Source organism: Bacillus sp. JK106, assembly GCF_053663355.1.
On record NZ_JBSJQC010000001.1, the window covers coordinates 388,709 to 406,532 of the forward strand.

Consider the following 17,824-nt stretch of genomic DNA (forward strand, 5'->3'; position numbering starts at 1 on the left):
GAAATGGAAAGAAGCTTATCGATGGAATTGGTTCGAGTCACTGAAGCGGCGGCTTTAGCATCTGCCAGATGGATGGGCCGCGGGAAAAAAGATGAAGCTGATGATGCGGCGACAAGCGCAATGCGTGACGTGTTTGACACGGTGCCGATGAAAGGCACGGTCGTGATCGGGGAAGGCGAGATGGATGAAGCGCCGATGCTTTACATCGGCGAAAAGCTCGGAAACGGATACGGCCCGCGCGTCGATGTCGCCGTCGATCCTCTTGAAGGCACAAACATCGTAGCGAGCGGCGGCTGGAATGCGCTGACGGTGATCGCGGTCGCCGACCATGGAACATTGCTGAACGCCCCGGATATGTATATGGAAAAAATCGCGGTCGGTCCCGAAGCGGTAGGTTGCATCGATATCGAAGCGCCTGTCATTGATAACTTAAAAGCCGTTGCGAAAGCGAAAAATAAAGACATTGAAGATGTCGTGGCAACCATTTTAAATCGTGACAGACACGAAAAAATTATCTCTGAATTGCGTGAGGCGGGCGCCAGAATCAAACTGATCAACGACGGCGATGTCGCGGGCGCCATCAATACGGCCTTTGACCATACGGGAGTAGACATTCTCTTCGGTTCAGGCGGGGCTCCTGAAGGCGTGCTGTCTGCCGTTGCGTTAAAAGCGCTAGGCGGCGAAATCATCGGCAGGCTTCTGCCGCAAAGTGCGGAAGAGCAGGCGCGCTGTGAGCGAATGGGCCTTGATGTATCCAAAGTGCTCCGGATGGAGGATCTTGTGAGAGGGGATGACGCCATTTTTGCCGCAACGGGCGTCACGGACGGAGAGCTGCTGAAAGGCGTTCAGTTCAAAGGCTCCGTCGGCACGACTGAAAGCCTGGTCATCCGGGCGAAATCAGGAACGGTCCGATTCGTTGACGGAAGACACAGCCTGAAGAAAAAACCAAATCTTGTGATCCGGCCATAAATAGAGAAAAGCGGGACGGAAAGTCCCGCTTTTCTTTTGCAAAAAAGAGTCAACCCTATCATTTATATGTCAAAGCATTATTTAAGTTGAATAATTTTTTGAAATGAGGTAAAAATAAAGAGTGCTGCGATTTTTCTGTGTCATTCCTTCTTTTGAGTACTGGGAAATTTTCAAATTCTACCGCATACAGACGATATAAATATTGATCTTCTCAAGTTTTTGTCCTCGCTTCCTTCAAAACTCATTAAGACATTCCTTTTTTAAAAAAGCGCCGATCATGGGTGGAAGTGTTACCGATAGAAGTTCCTGAACGTTTTATAAAAGAATGTGCTTTGGCGGAATCATGCGAAGCAGCCGATTTGAATGAAAACAGCAATACATTGACTATGAAAAGCGTGGTGTTTTTATGAAAGACGTATCTATTTCCTCTTTGGAAAATATGAAATTAAAAGAACTATATGAACTGGCCAGACATTATAAAATCTCCTACTACAGCAAACTGACTAAAAAAGAATTAATCTTTGCCATCCTGAAAGCCAACGCCGAGCAGGAGGATCTTCTGTTTATGGAAGGCGTGCTCGAAATCATCCAATCGGAAGGATTCGGCTTCCTCAGACCGATTAATTACTCGCCAAGCTCAGAAGACATCTATATTTCTGCTTCCCAGATCCGCCGCTTTGATTTAAGAAACGGTGACAAAGTATCCGGCAAGGTGCGTCCGCCGAAAGAAAACGAACGCTATTACGGACTTTTGCACGTTGAAGCGGTAAATGGAGACGATCCGGAATCTGCGAAAGAGCGCGTTCATTTTCCCGCGCTGACACCGCTTTATCCGGACCGCCAAATGGTGCTTGAGACGAAACCGAATTATCTCTCAACAAGAATTCTCGATATGATGGCTCCCGTCGGTTTCGGCCAGCGCGGTCTGATCGTGGCGCCGCCGAAAGCCGGTAAAACCATGCTGTTAAAAGAAATCGCTAACAGCATTACGACAAATCAGCCTGACGCTGAATTGATCGTTCTCTTAATTGATGAAAGACCGGAAGAAGTAACGGATATTGAACGTTCCGTAGCGGGCGATGTCGTCAGCTCGACGTTCGATGAAGTGCCGGAAAATCACATTAAGGTAGCGGAGCTTGTGCTTGAACGGGCGATGCGTCTCGTTGAACACAAAAAAGACGTTATCATTCTGATGGACAGCATTACCCGCCTGGCACGGGCCTACAACCTCGTTATCCCGCCAAGCGGACGTACGCTTTCCGGCGGGATTGACCCGGCTGCGTTCCATCGTCCGAAGCGCTTTTTCGGTGCCGCGAGAAACATTGAAGAGGGCGGCAGCCTGACCATTTTGGCGACGGCGCTCGTTGACACGGGCTCCCGGATGGATGACGTCATCTACGAAGAGTTTAAAGGAACGGGCAACATGGAGCTTCACCTTGACCGTTCTCTTGCGGAAAGACGGATTTTCCCGGCGATCGATATCCGCCGCTCCGGCACGCGGAAGGAAGAGCTGCTCGTGCCGAAAGAGCATCTTGACCGTCTATGGGCGATCCGCAAATCGATGTCTGATTCTCCGGACTTCGCAGAGAAGTTTATGAGAAAAATGAAAAAAACAAAAACGAATCAGGAATTCTTCGATCTGATCAACCAAGAATGGAAGCAGGCAAACCTTTCATCATCAGCCCGCCGCTGATAAAAAATGTATTTGCAAATGCAGTAAATGACTGATATAATTCTCTCATATGCGTTCCGGATTCGCTCCGGAATAATAACTCTGTTTCCACACGGGATTCAGGGCGGAAGGAGATGGATACAATGAAAGCAGGAATTCATCCTAATTTCAAAAAAGCAACAGTTAAATGCGCTTGCGGAAATGAATTTGAAACAGGCTCAGTAAAAGAAGAGGTACGCGTTGAGATTTGCTCTGAATGCCACCCATTCTACACTGGACGTCAAAAATTCGCTTCTGCTGATGGTCGTGTTGATCGCTTTAACAAAAAATACGGTCTTAAGTAATAATAGATTTTACAGGCAGGCAAGAATTGCTTCTTGCCTGTTTTTTATGTCCATAAACAGGAAAAAAGGGGAGCGGATAGCCTATGTACATAATGAAGCAAAGCGGATGGCTTGAGCTGATATGCGGCAGCATGTTCTCTGGGAAATCAGAAGAGCTGATCCGCAGAGTGAAAAGAGCGACTTATGCGAAGCAGGAGGTCAAGGTGTTCAAACCTGCCATTGATAATCGCTACAGTGAGGAGGCTGTCGTTTCTCACAACGGCACATCCATGACAAGCCACGTCATCTCGTCTTCGGCTGAAATATGGGATCATATCAGTGAAAGCACGGACGTCATCGCGGTAGATGAAGTGCAGTTTTTCGGCGAATCGATCATCGGTGACTTATCCTCGCTTGCGGATAAAGGCTATCGTGTCATCGCGGCCGGACTTGATATGGATTTCCGGGGAGAGCCGTTCGGCGTGGTGCCGAATCTGATGGCGGTTGCCGAATCAGTGACGAAGCTGCAGGCGGTCTGCTCCGTTTGCGGGTCGCCGGCAAGCCGTACGCAGCGTTTGATTGACGGGAAGCCCGCTTCCTATGATGATCCGGTCATTTTAGTCGGCGCGTCGGAGTCATACGAAGCGAGATGCAGACATCATCACGAAGTGCCGAAAAAACAGACTGATAAATAACCCTTTTCATGAAAACATCGGTAAAAAATCCGGTGTTTTTTTGACGGTTTTTCAAAAATTGTAGTTAATTAACTTAAAAAAGAGTATGAAAAAATTAAGTAATTTTCATCTCTTGAATTTTCATTTTTACAGGCATAAAATGACTAAGTAATGTAAATAGTTATGAGACATTGTTCGAATAATTGTCAAAAAAAGATATAGCAGATCGCGATCACACTAGCCAAAATGGGTAATTACTTAACTTTGTTAACTATTTGAAGAAAGAAGGAGATTTTCTTGAATAATATTAAAGTAACGAAGGAAGGCAACTTAGAAACTACTTTAAGAGGAAAAGAAGTTCTATCTATCCCTACTTTAAATAAAGGTGTTGCGTTTTCAGCAGAAGAAAGAAAAAGCCTTGGATTAGACGGGCTGCTTCCTCCGACCATTCTGTCTCTTGATGAGCAGGCAAAACGCGCATACGAGCAGTTTCAAGCTCAGCCGGACCGCCTTCGCCAAAACGTGTATTTGAATGATTTGCAAAACCGTAACGAAGTTCTTTTCTTTAAATTGCTTCAAAACCATCTTCGTGAAATGCTGCCGGTTGTTTACACACCGACTGTCGGTGAAGCGATTCAAGAATACAGCCATGAGTACAGAAGACCTCAAGGGATTTACCTTTCTATCGACAACGTGGAAGGAATTGAAGAGGCATTTGAAAACCTTCATGCCACTGCCGGAGATATTGATCTGATCGTTGCGACAGACTCAGAAAGCATCCTCGGAATCGGTGACTGGGGTGTAGGCGGTATCAACATCGCCATCGGTAAATTAGCCGTATACACAGCGGCTGCCGGTATTGACCCAAGCCGTGTTATTCCTGTCGTTCTTGACGTCGGTACGAACAATGAAAAACTTCTGAACGATCCTTTATACATCGGTAACCGCCATGAACGTATCCAAGGCGAACGTTATGAAGCTTTCATTGACGCTTATGTAAAAGCTGCGCTTAAATATTTCCCTAAAGCTCTTCTTCACTGGGAAGACCTTGGAAACAAAAACGCGCGCAATATCATGAAGAAATACAACCATGAAATTCTTACCTTCAACGATGACATTCAAGGAACAGGCGCGATTACGCTTGCAGGTGTGCTTGCGGCTATGAAGAAAACAGGCGCGTCTATTAAAGACCAGCGTGTGGTTGTCTTCGGTGCGGGATCTGCCGGAATCGGAATCGCTGACCAAATCCGCGACACTATGGTGCTTGCCGGTCTTTCTGAAGAAGAAGCCAACAAAGCGTTCTACACAATGGACTACAGAGGCTTGTTAATTGAAGGTATGGAAAACATTCTTGATTTCCAAGAGCCGTACCTGCGCACAGCTGAAGAAATTAAAGATTGGAAACGCGATGAAAACGGACAAATTCCTTTCATTGAAGTGATCCGTCAAGCGAAACCGACAATCTTAATCGGTACATCAGGCCAAAGCGGCGCATTCAGTGAAGAAATCGTCAAAGAAATGGCAAAACACGTTGAGCGTCCGGTCATCATGCCGATGTCTAACCCGACACCGCTTGCTGAAGCCGTTCCTAGCGATCTTTTCAAATGGACTGACGGCAAAGTGCTTGTGGCGACAGGAAGCCCGTTTGACAATGTGGAGTACAATGGCGTTTCTCATGAAATCGGACAATCTAACAACGCGTTCGCGTTCCCTGGACTTGGTCTCGGTTCAATCGTTGTAGAAGCGAAAGTGATTACTCCTGCAATGTTTGCGGCAACTGCTGACGCAATCGCAGAAAGCGTTGATTTTGAAACACCGGGTGCAGGCCTTCTGCCGAGCATGAGCGACTTACAAGAAGTTTCAATTAAAGTTGCGATCGCCGTAGCGGAAACTGCCATTAAAGAAGGCGTGGCAAACCGCATTCCTGAGAATGTAGAACAAGCCGTTCTTGATGCAATGTGGAAACCGCAATATAAACAAGTTATCGCTAAATAATTTTACGATTAATTTTACAGTCCGAGGGAAAGCTTTTATGTAAAGGCTAAAGTATACGGACATTAAGGATTTGGAGGAGAATATTTTGAGCTTCTTAGATATTTTAATCCTCCTGGCGCCGATCTTTTTCGTGATCGTGCTGGGATGGTTCGCAGGTCGCTTCGGAAGTTATGACGCGAAGTCAGCAAAAGGGGTAAGCACCTTAGTTACGAAGTACGCGCTTCCGGCGCATTTTATCGCAAGTATTTTAACCACTTCAAGAAGTGCGTTTTTATCTCAGGTTCCTTTGATGATCGCTTTGATCATTGGGATTGTCGGATTCTTTATCGTCATTCTGTTAGTTTGCAAATTTATCTTCAAGTATGATTTAACGAATTCATCTGTATTTTCTTTAAACTCTGCACAGCCGACATTTGCATTTATGGGTATTCCGGTACTCGGAAGCTTATTCGGAGCAAACGAAGTAGCGATTCCTATCGCCGTTACGGGTATCGTGGTTAACGCCATCCTTGACCCGCTTGCGATCATTATCGCTACTGTCGGAGAGTCATCTAAGAAACAAGACAGCGAAAACGAGAACTTCTGGAAAATGACTGGTAAGTCTATTCTTCACGGTCTTTCCGAACCGCTTGCGGCTGCACCGCTTATCAGTATCATCCTGGTACTCTGCGGTGTAACACTCCCTGGCTTGGGTGAAAAAATGCTTGATCAGCTCGGAAGCACAACATCAGGTGTTGCACTCTTTGCCGTCGGTGTAACTGTCGGTATCCGCAACATCAAGCTCAGTCTGCCGGCTTTCGGTATCGCTTTGTTAAAAGTTGCCGTTCAGCCTGCGCTGATGTACTTGATCGCTCTTGCAGTCGGACTTCCGGCTGACCAGATCACGAAAGCGGTATTGCTCGTTGCATTCCCTGGATCTGCGGTAGCGGCGATGATTGCCACACGTTTCGAAAAACAAGAGGAAGAAACTGCGTCCGCGTTCGTGATCAGTGCGATTTTATCTCTCATCTCACTGCCGATCATCATTGCGCTGACTGCATAATGAAAAGCTCCCTGTTTCAGGGAGCTTTTTTGATTAGAATTGAAATTTAAAAGGCGAAAATTTCGTTTTTTTTCTGGGTTTCTTATGTTCTGAAGAAGCGGCTGTTTCTGAGAGGGGAGCTGTCTGGGCAAGTTCCTGGATGCGGGAGGCCAATGTCTGCAATTCGGTATTGAGGTCGTCAATTTCTCGTCTGTGCTGAAGAAGCTGATAAGACACCCCTTCATCCGCCTTTTGTTTCAGCTGGCGTTCAAGCTCCTCTATCCTTGAAAGCAGATGGTTCTCATCCTGTTTCTCTTTCGTGAGAATATCCAGTTTGCGCTCCAGCTCTGCCAACCTTTGTTCAGCGCCGTCATTGATTTTCGGACGCTGTAAAATGAAGCCTGTCCGTTTTTTCGGCTGCCGGGGCACTTGAACGTCCAGAAGGGCAGTGCCTTCAGAAATTTGCCGTTTGACCGATTTCAGCACATCAAGATCTTCAGGTGTAAAGGAATAATGTCCGAGCTCATTCCGCTCAGCCGGAAGATTCAGCTGCTTGACCCACCTTTGCACCGTTTTTGCGGAGACACCGAGCTCTTTCGCGGCCATGTTTGTATTCATGATCACATACCTCCTTTTTGCTAGGTATTCGACCATGAGGCGGCGTTCCCTTCATGTTAGACAAAACAAGAAGGAATTCGCCAAAGAAAGCGGCATTTCTTCAAAAAACGTTACGCTTCATACAATTCAAGTGGAAGCTTGTCGGGATCGAAGAAAAAGGTAAACCGTTTCCCCGTCAGCGGATCGGTTCTGATCGGTTCTGTGCCGACGCCCTTTTCCTTTAACTCCCTGACGGCTGCTTCAAGATCGTTTACGGTGAAGGCGAGATGCCGGAGACCCGCGGCTTCCGGTCTGGTCGGCCGTTCGGGCGGATCGGGAAAGGAAAACAATTCAATCGCATACACGCCGTCCAGCGCCAGATCGAGTTTATAAGATCCGCGATCCTTTCGGTATGTTTCTTTTATAATGCCGAAACCGAGTATCTCGGTGTAAAAAGCTTTCGACTTTTCATAATCAGAGCATATGATTGCTATATGGTGGATGGATTTCAGCATATCCGCCCCTCCTTTTTTGCTTCAGTATAACAGAGGCGAATTGCTTTTGACTGGTGATAAGCCCTATACTATAATGAGAATGTTACGCACAGGAAAACAGAGGTGAAGACCGTGTTAGACCGTTTACAGTCAATTGAACAACGATACGAAAAATTAAATGAGCTTTTAAGTGATCCGGAAGTGGTCAACGATCCGAAAAAGCTTAGAGAATATTCGAAAGAGCAATCTGATATACAAGAAACCGTTGAAGTCTATAGACAATACAGAGACGCATCAGAACAGCTTGCCGATGCGAAAGCGATGCTTGAGGAAAAGCTTGATGCCGATATGAGAGAAATGGTGAAGGAAGAAATCTCCGAACTGCAGGGAGAGACGGAAACCTTATCAGAGCGTTTGAAAGTGCTCCTCATCCCGAAAGACCCGAACGATGACAAAAACGTAATTATGGAGATCCGGGGAGCAGCGGGAGGAGAAGAAGCCGCGCTGTTTGCGGGAAATCTCTACAGAATGTACTCCCGTTACGCCGAGATCCAAGGCTGGAAGACTGAAGTCATGGAAGCAAACGTGACCGGAACGGGCGGTTACAAAGAAATCATCTTTATGATTACGGGAAAAGGCGCATACTCCAAGCTGAAGTATGAAAATGGCGCGCACCGCGTACAGCGTGTTCCGGAAACGGAATCAGGCGGCCGTATTCATACATCCACGGCGACGGTGGCGTGTCTTCCTGAAGCGGAAGAAGTAGAAGTGGACATCCACGAAAAAGACATCCGCGTCGATACATTCGCATCAAGCGGACCGGGCGGACAAAGCGTAAACACGACGATGTCGGCCGTACGCCTGACGCATTTACCGACCGGTGTCGTCGTATCCTGTCAGGATGAAAAATCTCAGATTAAAAATAAAGAAAAAGCGATGAAGGTGCTCCGCGCCAGAATCTATGACAAATTCCAGCAGGAAGCTCAGGCTGAATATGATCAGACCCGTAAATCAGCCGTCGGATCAGGCGACCGTTCCGAGCGTATCCGCACATACAATTTCCCGCAAAACCGTGTGACGGATCACCGCATCGGCCTGACGATTCAAAAGCTGGATCAAATCCTGGAAGGCAAGCTTGATGAAGTGGTTGAAGCGTTAATCGTAGAAGACCAGTCAAGCAAGCTCCAGCAGGCGGAAAATTAAGATGAAGACCGTTTTTGAAGCCCTAAGCTGGGCTTCTTCTTATTTAACCGAAGCGGGAAGAGAAAAAAACGCGGCCGAGCTGCTGCTGTTAAATGATATCGGAATGGATCGGAGCAAACTTCTCGCAAGTCTGCAGGAGCCCGTCGGCGAGGACGAACTTTACCGTTTCAGACGGCACGTGGAGATGCATAAAGAAGGTATTCCGATTCAATATATTATCGGGAAAGAACAGTTTTACGGCAGGGAATTTTTTGTGAATGACGATGTTCTCATTCCGCGTCCGGAAACGGAAGAAGTCGTCTTTCATCTGCTGGACAGACAGAAGCGGGTATTTTCCGGGGCGGAACGCCTGAACGTCATTGATATCGGAACGGGGAGCGGAGCCATTGCGGTGACGCTCGCGCTTGAATGCGGACATTTTTCAGTATCGGCTTCGGATATTTCAAAAGAAGCGCTGCAGGTGGCGGAAAGAAATGCGCAAAACCTCGGAGCGGACGTGTGCTTTTTGCAGGGAGATCTGTTAACTCCTTTTATTTCATCAGGAAAAAAAGCGGATATTATTGTTTCCAATCCGCCGTATATTTCTGAAGAAGAAATGGCGGATTTGTCGGATATCGTCCGTTTCCATGAGCCGCTTCATGCTCTTACGGACGGCGGTGACGGTTTGAAATTCTACAAGCGGTTTATGGAGGAGCTGCCTCTTGTCATGAAAGATAAAGCGCTTGTCGTCTTTGAAATCGGATATAATCAGGGAAAAGCCGTGAAAGACCTGTTCCGTCATTCCTTTCCGAATGCGGAAGTGGAAGTCGTACAGGACATCAACGGAAAAGACAGAACCGTATCCGCGGTCATCACATCATGAAAAAAGCCCGCCGGTGACGCACACGGCGGGCTTTTGTTACAATGGAAAGAAAATGAAAGGGGCATCCGCCTTGAAAAAAGCGTTCGCCTTCGGATGTATAATCGCCGCCGCAGCTTATGCGGCTGGATTTGTCCTGCCGTTTGGCTTTGACATCATTTTCGGCGCCGTTACGGCTGTTCTTATCGTCGCGGCGGTCATCGTTTCCGGGCTGGCCGTAAGCGGAGCGGAGCAGCGGGCCAATTATCATTCTGAAACAGAAGAAGGACGGCACGCCCGTTTAAAGATGGCCGCCGTTTTCTTTTGCGCCGCTCTCCCTTCAGCCGGCTGTCTGCTGATTACGCTTCTGTAGCCGGATTTTGTCTTTGCAGCAATACGGAATCCCATACCCAATAGACGACGGCTGTTAAAACCGCAAAGATATAAAAGGCTGAATTAGAAAACAGAGATTGGCCTGACGGCTGCAAAAGACCGAAGATGATCCCGTTTGCAATGAACGACACCCCCAAATAATAAAGAAAATACAGCGGATGAAATCTCTTCGGCTTTTTATTCAGAAAGTATTGAAGCGGCAGCGCAAAAATCAAATAAGGAAACAAAAAATAAAACGCCATCGAAATGAAAGCCGCGATAATGAATTGATGAACATACAAAATAGAATAAATGACAGACATACATGCCGCCGACAGCAGCACGGTGTAATTATATTTCATCTGAAAACCTCCTATCAAAATAATATCGTACCATATTTTGAATCTGTCAATGCAGATTATCAGCTTGCTAGATTTTTTTCTTCCCGCCGGTTTAAACCTTTTCCGTCATGTCCATAATGGGACTAGATAAAAAAAGCACGGAGAGGAACGGTGGGGACCGATGAAACAGACAATGATGATCTGCATATATATTTTTCTTTTATTATCAGGAGCGCTTGCGGGTTTGACAAAAGAAGAAACGGCGCGGGCATCAGCCGATGAGCCCGTCGTCATACCGGATGAAGCGATCCGGCTCAGGATTTTGGCCAACAGTGATAACGATGAGGATCAAAAGCTCAAGCGCCAGATCAGAGATGCTGTAAACGAGCAAATCACGGACTGGGTGAAAGATATCACTTCCATTGAAGAAGCGCGGCGGCTCATTCGTTCGAAGCTTCCTGAAATTAAAGAAATCGCCAAACAAACGATGAAAGAAAAGGGTGCGCATCAATCCGTTTCAGTTCAATTCAATAAAATTTCGTTTCCGACAAAGCTGTACGGCAATATGGTCTATCCGGCCGGAAAATATGAAGCGATTTTAATTACACTCGGCAATGGCGAGGGCGCCAACTGGTGGTGCGTCTTGTTTCCGCCGCTGTGCTTCCTTGATTTCTCAAACGGCGAAGCGGTGAAAGATCAGGAAGACGGCGGACAGAAGCAGGAAGAAACGCAGAAACAGACAGAAAAAGTGCTGGATGACGTAAAAGCAAAGGCTGATAAAGCGAAGAAAGAAAATAAAGATGATGATGATACCGAAGTGAAGTTTTTCCTCGTCGATTGGATTTCAGATCTATTTTCCTGAAGCAAAAGGCATAAATCCGGATTCGATTCATAGATTGGAAGAAAGAGTTGATCGAAACGGAGGGAAATATATGTTTTATCAGCTGAGAGTGGCAAGAGATCAAGATACGGAGGCGCTGGAGGCCTTTTTGAAAAAGTCTGATACGGCACATGCGGAAATCGATCAGCAGATCAGCCGGTTTATCGTGCTGGAAGACAGCGAAAAAAAGATTGCCGCCTGTCTCGGGATCGAAAAATTCAGCGGCGGAAAAGGGCTTCTCCGTTCACTCGTCATGTCGGACAGGCTGAATCAAAGCCATATCGTTACGCTGTTTCAAAGTATGGATGTGCTGTGCAAAAAACATGAGATTCAAGATGTCTACTTAGTCGCCAATCAGCCCTCATCCGCTGAGTTTCTGAATGTGATGGGATTTGAAGCGTGCGCCGATGCGCCTGATGAACTGTATACGTCCGAACATTTCCGCAACTCGTTATGCACAGAAGGTTCGTTTTTAATGGTGAAAACCTCTGCCTGATCTAACTTATACACAAGGTTATCCACTTATTAAAAAGTGTTGTCCACAGTTTGTGGATAACACTTGTTTTATTAAAGGACATCTTTTATACTTTCAAAAGGAATACACGAGAGAAAATAAAGTTTTACCGCTTTAAAATAAGGAGTTTGGTTATACATGAAAACAAGAAGATGGTTTGTGGATTGTTCCGCAGAATTATCCACAACCGATCCCCAAATTACACAAGCCGCGGAATTGCTCCGGCAGAATGAGGTTGTGGCTTTTCCGACAGAAACCGTTTACGGACTGGGCGCTAACGCTGAAAATACGGAAGCCGTAACGAAAATATATGAGGCGAAAGGAAGGCCGAGCGATAACCCGCTGATTGTGCATATATCCCATATCAGCCAGCTTGATCGTTTTATCAGCCATATTCCTGAGACGGCGAAAAAGCTTATGGAGCTATTCTGGCCGGGGGCGCTGACCCTTGTCCTGCCGTGTAAGCCCGGTGCGCTGTCACCCCGTGTCACCGCGGGACTTGAGACGGTAGCGGTCAGAATGCCTGATCATCCGGCAGCATTAGCCCTCATCAGCTCGGCCGGACTGCCGATCGCCGCGCCGAGCGCCAATTTATCAGGAAAACCGAGCCCGACGAAGGCCGAGCATGTCGCTCATGATTTAAACGGCCGTATTGCCGGTATTGTGGACGGCGGCGCGACGGGAATCGGAGTGGAATCAACCGTTCTGTCCTGTACGGGGAAACAGCCCGTGCTGCTTCGTCCGGGAGGCGTGACAAAAGAGCAGATTGAATCCGCCGCCGGTCCGGTTCTTGTGGATAAAGGGCTGACCGAAGAAGATGAGGTTCCTATTTCTCCCGGTATGAAATATACACATTACGCGCCTTCTGCGCCGATGGCTATTGCCGACGGCGGCGCCCGGAGAATTCAAGAACTGGCAGACGCATATAAAAGCCGGGGAAAACGAATCGGCATTTTGACAACAGAAGAGAACGCCGATAGTTACCAGGCTGATTATATCAAGGTCTGCGGCAGACGCGCCGACCTTGAAACAGTGGCGTCCGCCTTATACGATGCGCTCCGCAGCTTTGATGAAGCGGAAGTGGATATGATTATTTCTGAGTCCTTTCCGGATACCGGAGTGGGGCTCGCCGTTATGAACAGGCTGATGAAAGCCGCAGGCGGCACCGTTATCCATTAACTTGTTCTACCCCTTATCGGACATGCATAAGCTAAACAAGCGGGCACGTCCAAGGGGGTTTTTATTCATGTCGAATCTATTCATCGGGGAACTTGTCTCCTTAAGCATCATGGCATTTGCTTTGGGGACGGATGCCTTTTCCGTCGGGCTCGGAATGGGAATGATTCAGCTGAAGAAAAAACAGATTTTTCATATAGGGGTTGTCATCGGGCTGTTTCATGTCATGATGCCGCTTGTGGGAATGGCGGCCGGGCATCTGCTGTCCGGTTTTCTGGGGATGCTCGCCGTTTACATCGGCGGATCTCTTCTTTTCATTTTAGGGGTGCAGATGATGATCGCCGCGTTTAAACAATCGGACGGGCCGCTCATATCTCCGGCAGGCTCGGGACTGTTGCTGTTTGCGGTCGGTGTCAGTCTGGACAGCTTTTCTGTCGGGCTCAGTCTCGGGATGAACGGCTCCAATCCGTTTCTGGCCGTTACGCTGTTCGGGGTCTTCAGCACCGTTTTAACATGGGCGGGCCTTTTGGCGGGAAGAAAGGTGCAGTCGTGGCTCGGCTCCTACAGCGAAGCGCTTGGCGGAGCCATTTTGATCGGATTCGGGCTGAAACTGCTTTTACCGATATAAGATACGTAAAAAAAGAAACGAAGATGCCGTTTCTTTTTTCTTCATTTATAATAGGCAGTAAGAGGTGACGGACATGAAAATAATCTTTGTTTGTACAGGCAATACGTGCCGCAGTCCCATGGCTGAGGCTCTTTTTAAATCCATAGCAGAAACGAAAGGGCTGGATGTCAGCGTAAGCTCGGCCGGCGTATTCGCGTCTCCGCACGGAAAAGCGTCGGCTCATGCCGTAGAAGCGCTGTTTGAAAAACGGATCGCCCTCAATCACAGTTCATCTCCCTTATCGGAAGAACATATCGAGACGGCCGATCTGGTGCTGGCGATGACCGAACAGCATAAACAGCTGATTGAAGGCCGATATCAAAACAGTCAGGGCAAAGTCTTTACCATTAAAGAATACGTAACGGGGGAAAACGGCGATATCTCTGACCCGTTCGGCGGTCCGCTTGATGTTTATAAACAGACGCGGGACGAACTGGAGGAGCTGCTGACTCTTTTGGCTGATCAATTGCTTGACGGGAAAAGCAAGTAATCTGTCAGAAAATCTGCAAACAGGTCATTTGCAAAACGAATGTGAAAGAGTAGAATGAAATCAACGGATTTCGTAATAAAAAGGACAAGCACACTGGGCTGTCTTCGCCCAGCCACACCTAGGAGGTAAATGAATGAAAGTAGCTATTGCGTCAGATCACGGCGGCGTCCATATCCGCGAAGAAATAAAAAGTCTTTTGGATGAATTGCAGATTGAATACATTGATATGGGCTGTGAATGCGGCGCCGGCTCTGTCGATTATTCAGACTACGCTTTTCCGGTAGCGGAAAAAGTGGTGAACGGCGAAGCTGACAGGGGAATTTTAATTTGCGGCACAGGCATCGGCATGAGCATCTCCGCAAATAAGGTAAAGGGCATACGCTGTGCGCTTGCCCATGACACCTTCAGCGCAAAAGCGACGCGTGAACACAATGACACGAATGTTCTTGCGATGGGCGAACGCGTCATCGGCCCGGGGCTGGCGCGCGAAATCGCAAAAGTCTGGCTGACGACTGAATTTACGGGCGGCCGCCACGAACGGCGGATCGGCAAAATCGCAGATTACGAAGAAAAAAATCTGTAAGAGGTGCTGGACAATGGAAGAGATGAAGCAAAAATGGACGGACATGCTGACTGAGTTTCAAGAGCAGGCAGGACTGACGGACGGCAGTCTGCTGGTGATCGGGTGCAGTACAAGTGAAGCCGCCGGAAGCCGGATCGGCACCGCCGGAAGCGGGGATTGGGCTGAATTGATATACAGCGGACTTAACCGGTTTAAGGAAAAAACGGGTGTGCATCTTGCTTTTCAATGCTGCGAGCATTTAAACAGGGCGCTTGTCATTGAAGCGGAAACGGCCGAGCGGTTCAGGCTCCCCATTGTTTCAGCCGTCCCCGTCCCGAAAGCGGGCGGAGCGATGGCCTCTTATGCATACCGGCAGATGCGTTCTCCAGTGCTCGCTGAATCGATTCAGGCTGACGCCGGGATTGACATCGGTGATACGTTCATCGGCATGCATCTGAAACCCGTTGCCGTCCCTGTCCGGATATCGAGCCGTGAGCTTGGAGAAGCACATGTGACGATGGCCCGGACAAGACCGAAGCTGATAGGCGGAATTCGCGCCGTTTATGAATGCGAATGATGAAAATGCTTTTCCTGTATAATGTTCGTGTTTTCTAATTAAATTTTGTGATTTTTTTAAATAAGCTGTTACATTCACCTGAAAAACCATGTACAATAAGGGTGGTAAAAATAAAGAACAGGAAACGGATAGGAGAGGATCTCGCTGATGAAACATTTACCTGTACAAGATAAACAAGTGTTTAACGCCATCAAAGATGAGCGTAAGCGTCAACAGACTAAGATCGAATTAATTGCTTCTGAAAACTTCGTGACGGAAGCGGTAATGGAAGCACAAGGCTCTGTTTTAACAAACAAATATGCTGAAGGCTACCCCGGCAAACGCTACTACGGCGGCTGTGAGCATGTTGATGTCGTTGAGGACATCGCCCGCGACCGCGCGAAAGAGATTTTCGGAGCTGAGCATGTAAACGTTCAGCCGCACTCAGGCGCTCAGGCGAACATGGCTGTTTACTTCACGATTTTAGAGCACGGCGACACGGTGCTCGGGATGAACCTCTCCCACGGCGGCCACTTAACACACGGAAGCCCGGTTAATTTCAGCGGCGTTCAATACAACTTTGTAGAATACGGTGTCGATAAAGACACGCAATATATAGATTATGAAGATGTGCGTGAAAAAGCGCTGGCGCATAAGCCGAAACTCATCGTAGCCGGAGCGAGCGCATACCCCCGCACGATCGACTTTAAAAAATTCCGCGAAATCGCTGATGAAGTCGGCGCTTACTTCATGGTAGACATGGCGCATATCGCGGGTCTTGTCGCAGCCGGTCTTCATCCGAATCCGGTTCCTTACGCTGACTTTGTAACGACAACGACTCACAAAACACTTCGCGGACCCCGCGGAGGAATGATCCTTTGCCGTGAAGAGTTTGGCAAAAAGATTGATAAATCCATTTTCCCGGGAATCCAAGGCGGACCGCTTATGCATGTCATCGCGGCCAAAGCCGTTTCTTTCGGAGAAGTGCTTGAAGATGATTTCAAAACATATGCGCAAAACGTCATCTCGAACGCGAAGCGCCTGGCTGAGTCTCTGAACAAAGAGGGCATTCAGCTCGTATCAGGCGGAACGGATAACCACCTTGTACTTGTCGACCTCCGTTCTCTCGGACTGACCGGAAAAGTCGCTGAACACGTTCTTGATGAAATCGGCATTACATCTAATAAAAACGCGATCCCTTACGATCCGGAAAAACCGTTCGTCACAAGCGGAATCCGTCTCGGTACGGCAGCTGTGACAAGCCGCGGCTTTGACGGTGACGCGCTTGAAGAAGTCGGCGCCATCATCGGCCTCGCGCTGAAAAATCATGAAGACGAAGCAAAACTTGAAGAAGCGAGAAAGCGCGTATCTGCCTTGACTGAAAAGTTTCCTTTATATAAAGAACTGGACTATTAATAAGGAAGAAACCCGCCGGAACCTTAATCCGGCGGGTTTTTTTGTGATTTTCTTGAAACTGTTTGTCTTTTTCTGTAGAATCAATAGAAGTGTGAAAAAGTCACTCGGACAACAAAAAAGGAGCTGAACACAGTATGGGAAAGGTTTACGTATTTGATCATCCTTTAATCCAGCATAAGCTGACATATATTCGGAATGAAAATACAGGCACAAAGGATTTCAGAGACCTTGTGGACGAAGTCGCATCACTGATGGCGTTTGAAATTACACGTGATCTTCCTCTTAAAGAAGTGGAAGTGAAAACACCTGTTCAAACAGCGACATCCAAAGTGATTTCAGGGAAGAAACTCGGTATCGTGCCGATCCTGAGAGCGGGTCTCGGAATGGTTGACGGCATGCTGAAATTAATCCCGGCCGCTAAAGTGGGACATGTCGGATTATACCGTGATCCGGAAACCTTAAAACCGGTGGAATACTATGTCAAGCTTCCTTCTGATGTAGAAGAACGTGAATTTATTGTCGTGGATCCGATGCTTGCTACGGGAGGCTCTGCGGTGGAAGCGATCAACAGCCTGAAAAAGCGCGGCGCGAGAAACATTCGTTTTATGTGTCTTGTAGCGGCTCCGGAAGGCGTGGAAGAGCTGCAGAAACATCATTCTGACGTTGATATTTATATCGCCGCCCTTGATGAAAAACTGAATGAAAAAGGCTATATCGTTCCGGGCCTCGGTGACGCGGGTGACAGACTGTACGGAACCAAATAAATCGGAAAACCTCATTCAGGGGGTTTTCTTTTTTTATCCAGATATTTGCTGAATGGGCAGAGTTCATACATTTATAGGTGAATTTGTGAACATTCTGTGTATGCTTCCGGTATAAAAAGTTTTTTAACTTTAAACAGATTGACACATGTTAGGGGCTATTGTATGCTAAACGAGGGTATTATGAGAAGGTTTTCATTCCTTTCATTTCTAGTATCCATCCTCATTTTAAATCCTCCAAAAAAACCCGTTATATGAGGATTTATCTAAGCGAATGAAACAGCATCCCGTGGCATCAGGAGG

The 17,824-nt window shown here is 47.5% G+C and carries 21 protein-coding genes and 1 pseudogene; 19 read left to right on the top strand and 3 right to left on the bottom strand.

From position 1 onward, the window contains the following. Positions 1-3 precede the first annotated feature (3 nt). The 7 genes and pseudogenes from glpX (at position 4) to ACWJJS_RS02030 (ending at position 6,675) form a co-directional block, all read left to right on the top strand. A complete protein-coding gene (glpX, locus tag ACWJJS_RS02000) occupies positions 4-969 on the top strand; it encodes a class II fructose-bisphosphatase (RefSeq protein WP_003151105.1) in 966 nt (321 codons plus the stop codon). A gap of 201 nt (positions 970-1,170) precedes the next feature. Next, positions 1,171-1,379 (top strand): annotated as a pseudogene (locus tag ACWJJS_RS02005) (hypothetical protein). After that, the gene (gene rho, locus ACWJJS_RS02010; RefSeq protein ID WP_003151107.1) at positions 1,376-2,662 is read left to right on the top strand and encodes a transcription termination factor Rho; all 1,287 of its coding nucleotides are present in this window, start codon (positions 1,376-1,378) and stop codon (positions 2,660-2,662) included. Before ACWJJS_RS02005 ends, rho begins: the two are co-directional and overlap by 4 nt. Positions 2,663-2,784: 122 nt before the next feature. After that, positions 2,785-2,985 carry a 50S ribosomal protein L31 gene (gene rpmE / locus ACWJJS_RS02015; protein WP_003151132.1) on the top strand — a complete coding sequence of 67 codons (201 nt, stop codon included), beginning with the start codon at positions 2,785-2,787 and terminating at the stop codon, positions 2,983-2,985. Positions 2,986-3,068: 83 nt separating this feature from the next. Then, positions 3,069-3,659 (top strand): thymidine kinase, encoded by a 591-nt coding sequence (locus ACWJJS_RS02020; protein ID WP_038464350.1) that lies wholly within the window; start codon positions 3,069-3,071, stop codon positions 3,657-3,659. A 276-nt stretch (positions 3,660-3,935) separates the two neighbouring features. After that, a complete protein-coding gene (gene malS / locus ACWJJS_RS02025) occupies positions 3,936-5,633 on the top strand; it encodes an oxaloacetate-decarboxylating malate dehydrogenase (RefSeq protein WP_003151135.1) in 1,698 nt (565 codons plus the stop codon). 85 nt (positions 5,634-5,718) lie between these two features. Further along, complete coding sequence (locus ACWJJS_RS02030; RefSeq protein ID WP_003151136.1) at positions 5,719-6,675, top strand: AEC family transporter; 957 nt, start codon at positions 5,719-5,721, stop codon at positions 6,673-6,675. Positions 6,676-6,708: 33 nt separating this feature from the next. Here the strand turns inward: ACWJJS_RS02030 and racA are convergent, their stop codons facing one another. Beyond that, complete coding sequence (gene racA, locus ACWJJS_RS02035) at positions 6,709-7,272, bottom strand: chromosome-anchoring protein RacA (RefSeq protein ID WP_454023272.1); 564 nt, start codon at positions 7,270-7,272, stop codon at positions 6,709-6,711. Between the two features lie 110 nt (positions 7,273-7,382). Next, a complete protein-coding gene (gloA2, locus tag ACWJJS_RS02040) occupies positions 7,383-7,766 on the bottom strand; it encodes an SMU1112c/YaeR family gloxylase I-like metalloprotein (RefSeq protein WP_454023273.1) in 384 nt (127 codons plus the stop codon). 111 nt (positions 7,767-7,877) lie between these two features. Here gloA2 and prfA point away from each other — a divergent pair, with 111 nt between their 5' ends. The 3 genes from prfA to ACWJJS_RS02055 all read left to right on the top strand — a co-directional run bounded on the left by prfA (position 7,878) and on the right by ACWJJS_RS02055 (position 10,159). Further along, on the top strand, positions 7,878-8,948 hold the full coding sequence (prfA, locus tag ACWJJS_RS02045; protein WP_003151139.1) for a peptide chain release factor 1: 1,071 nt from the start codon (positions 7,878-7,880) through the stop codon (positions 8,946-8,948). A gap of 1 nt (position 8,949) precedes the next feature. Beyond that, on the top strand, positions 8,950-9,810 hold the full coding sequence (gene prmC, locus ACWJJS_RS02050; protein WP_454023274.1) for a peptide chain release factor N(5)-glutamine methyltransferase: 861 nt from the start codon (positions 8,950-8,952) through the stop codon (positions 9,808-9,810). A gap of 70 nt (positions 9,811-9,880) precedes the next feature. Further along, complete coding sequence (locus ACWJJS_RS02055; protein WP_454023275.1) at positions 9,881-10,159, top strand: DUF5316 family protein; 279 nt, start codon at positions 9,881-9,883, stop codon at positions 10,157-10,159. Here ACWJJS_RS02055 and ACWJJS_RS02060 read toward each other — a convergent pair. Continuing rightward, positions 10,146-10,520, bottom strand: coding sequence for a UPF0715 family protein (locus ACWJJS_RS02060; RefSeq protein ID WP_003151143.1), 375 nt, complete (start codon positions 10,518-10,520; stop codon positions 10,146-10,148). The genes ACWJJS_RS02055 and ACWJJS_RS02060 overlap by 14 nt on opposite strands. A gap of 160 nt (positions 10,521-10,680) precedes the next feature. On the opposite strand from ACWJJS_RS02060, the gene spoIIR reads away from it, so the two are divergent. The 9 genes from spoIIR to upp all read left to right on the top strand — a co-directional run bounded on the left by spoIIR (position 10,681) and on the right by upp (position 17,524). After that, positions 10,681-11,361 carry a stage II sporulation protein R gene (gene spoIIR, locus ACWJJS_RS02065; protein ID WP_077722976.1) on the top strand — a complete coding sequence of 227 codons (681 nt, stop codon included), beginning with the start codon at positions 10,681-10,683 and terminating at the stop codon, positions 11,359-11,361. Between the two features lie 70 nt (positions 11,362-11,431). Next, complete coding sequence (locus ACWJJS_RS02070; RefSeq protein ID WP_003151145.1) at positions 11,432-11,875, top strand: GNAT family N-acetyltransferase; 444 nt, start codon at positions 11,432-11,434, stop codon at positions 11,873-11,875. Positions 11,876-12,031: 156 nt separating this feature from the next. Further along, positions 12,032-13,072: an L-threonylcarbamoyladenylate synthase gene (locus tag ACWJJS_RS02075; RefSeq protein ID WP_070082510.1), complete on the top strand. Its 1,041-nt coding sequence runs from the start codon at positions 12,032-12,034 to the stop codon at positions 13,070-13,072. A 67-nt stretch (positions 13,073-13,139) separates the two neighbouring features. Further along, positions 13,140-13,697 carry a manganese efflux pump MntP gene (locus ACWJJS_RS02080; RefSeq protein WP_003151147.1) on the top strand — a complete coding sequence of 186 codons (558 nt, stop codon included), beginning with the start codon at positions 13,140-13,142 and terminating at the stop codon, positions 13,695-13,697. 73 nt (positions 13,698-13,770) lie between these two features. Next, entirely contained in the window at positions 13,771-14,226 is a 456-nt protein-coding gene (locus tag ACWJJS_RS02085) for a low molecular weight protein arginine phosphatase (RefSeq protein WP_003151148.1), read from the top strand. A gap of 133 nt (positions 14,227-14,359) precedes the next feature. After that, on the top strand, positions 14,360-14,809 hold the full coding sequence (gene rpiB / locus ACWJJS_RS02090; RefSeq protein ID WP_003151149.1) for a ribose 5-phosphate isomerase B: 450 nt from the start codon (positions 14,360-14,362) through the stop codon (positions 14,807-14,809). 13 nt (positions 14,810-14,822) lie between these two features. After that, on the top strand, positions 14,823-15,365 hold the full coding sequence (locus ACWJJS_RS02095; protein WP_070082509.1) for a TIGR01440 family protein: 543 nt from the start codon (positions 14,823-14,825) through the stop codon (positions 15,363-15,365). 147 nt (positions 15,366-15,512) lie between these two features. After that, a complete protein-coding gene (glyA, locus tag ACWJJS_RS02100) occupies positions 15,513-16,760 on the top strand; it encodes a serine hydroxymethyltransferase (RefSeq protein WP_102422814.1) in 1,248 nt (415 codons plus the stop codon). A 134-nt stretch (positions 16,761-16,894) separates the two neighbouring features. Next, positions 16,895-17,524, top strand: coding sequence for a uracil phosphoribosyltransferase (gene upp / locus ACWJJS_RS02105; protein ID WP_003151154.1), 630 nt, complete (start codon positions 16,895-16,897; stop codon positions 17,522-17,524). Positions 17,525-17,824: the final 300 nt, after the last annotated feature.

What these genes read in the sequence shown, in the direction of transcription:
- glyA (WP_102422814.1), top strand. Translation starts at nt 15,513, where the DNA reads ATGAAACATTTACCTGTACAAGATAAACAAGTGTTTAACGCCATCAAA.
- gloA2 (WP_454023273.1), bottom strand. Translation starts at nt 7,766, where the DNA reads ATGCTGAAATCCATCCACCATATAGCAATCATATGCTCTGATTATGAA.
- prmC (WP_454023274.1), top strand. Translation starts at nt 8,950, where the DNA reads ATGAAGACCGTTTTTGAAGCCCTAAGCTGGGCTTCTTCTTATTTAACC.
- ACWJJS_RS02095 (WP_070082509.1), top strand. Translation starts at nt 14,823, where the DNA reads ATGGAAGAGATGAAGCAAAAATGGACGGACATGCTGACTGAGTTTCAA.
- rho (WP_003151107.1), top strand. Translation starts at nt 1,376, where the DNA reads ATGAAAGACGTATCTATTTCCTCTTTGGAAAATATGAAATTAAAAGAA.
- rpmE (WP_003151132.1), top strand. Translation starts at nt 2,785, where the DNA reads ATGAAAGCAGGAATTCATCCTAATTTCAAAAAAGCAACAGTTAAATGC.
- spoIIR (WP_077722976.1), top strand. Translation starts at nt 10,681, where the DNA reads ATGAAACAGACAATGATGATCTGCATATATATTTTTCTTTTATTATCA.
- rpiB (WP_003151149.1), top strand. Translation starts at nt 14,360, where the DNA reads ATGAAAGTAGCTATTGCGTCAGATCACGGCGGCGTCCATATCCGCGAA.
- ACWJJS_RS02075 (WP_070082510.1), top strand. Translation starts at nt 12,032, where the DNA reads ATGAAAACAAGAAGATGGTTTGTGGATTGTTCCGCAGAATTATCCACA.
- glpX (WP_003151105.1), top strand. Translation starts at nt 4, where the DNA reads ATGGAAAGAAGCTTATCGATGGAATTGGTTCGAGTCACTGAAGCGGCG.
- ACWJJS_RS02080 (WP_003151147.1), top strand. Translation starts at nt 13,140, where the DNA reads ATGTCGAATCTATTCATCGGGGAACTTGTCTCCTTAAGCATCATGGCA.
- ACWJJS_RS02060 (WP_003151143.1), bottom strand. Translation starts at nt 10,520, where the DNA reads ATGAAATATAATTACACCGTGCTGCTGTCGGCGGCATGTATGTCTGTC.
- ACWJJS_RS02085 (WP_003151148.1), top strand. Translation starts at nt 13,771, where the DNA reads ATGAAAATAATCTTTGTTTGTACAGGCAATACGTGCCGCAGTCCCATG.
- ACWJJS_RS02070 (WP_003151145.1), top strand. Translation starts at nt 11,432, where the DNA reads ATGTTTTATCAGCTGAGAGTGGCAAGAGATCAAGATACGGAGGCGCTG.
- ACWJJS_RS02020 (WP_038464350.1), top strand. Translation starts at nt 3,069, where the DNA reads ATGTACATAATGAAGCAAAGCGGATGGCTTGAGCTGATATGCGGCAGC.
- upp (WP_003151154.1), top strand. Translation starts at nt 16,895, where the DNA reads ATGGGAAAGGTTTACGTATTTGATCATCCTTTAATCCAGCATAAGCTG.
- racA (WP_454023272.1), bottom strand. Translation starts at nt 7,272, where the DNA reads ATGAATACAAACATGGCCGCGAAAGAGCTCGGTGTCTCCGCAAAAACG.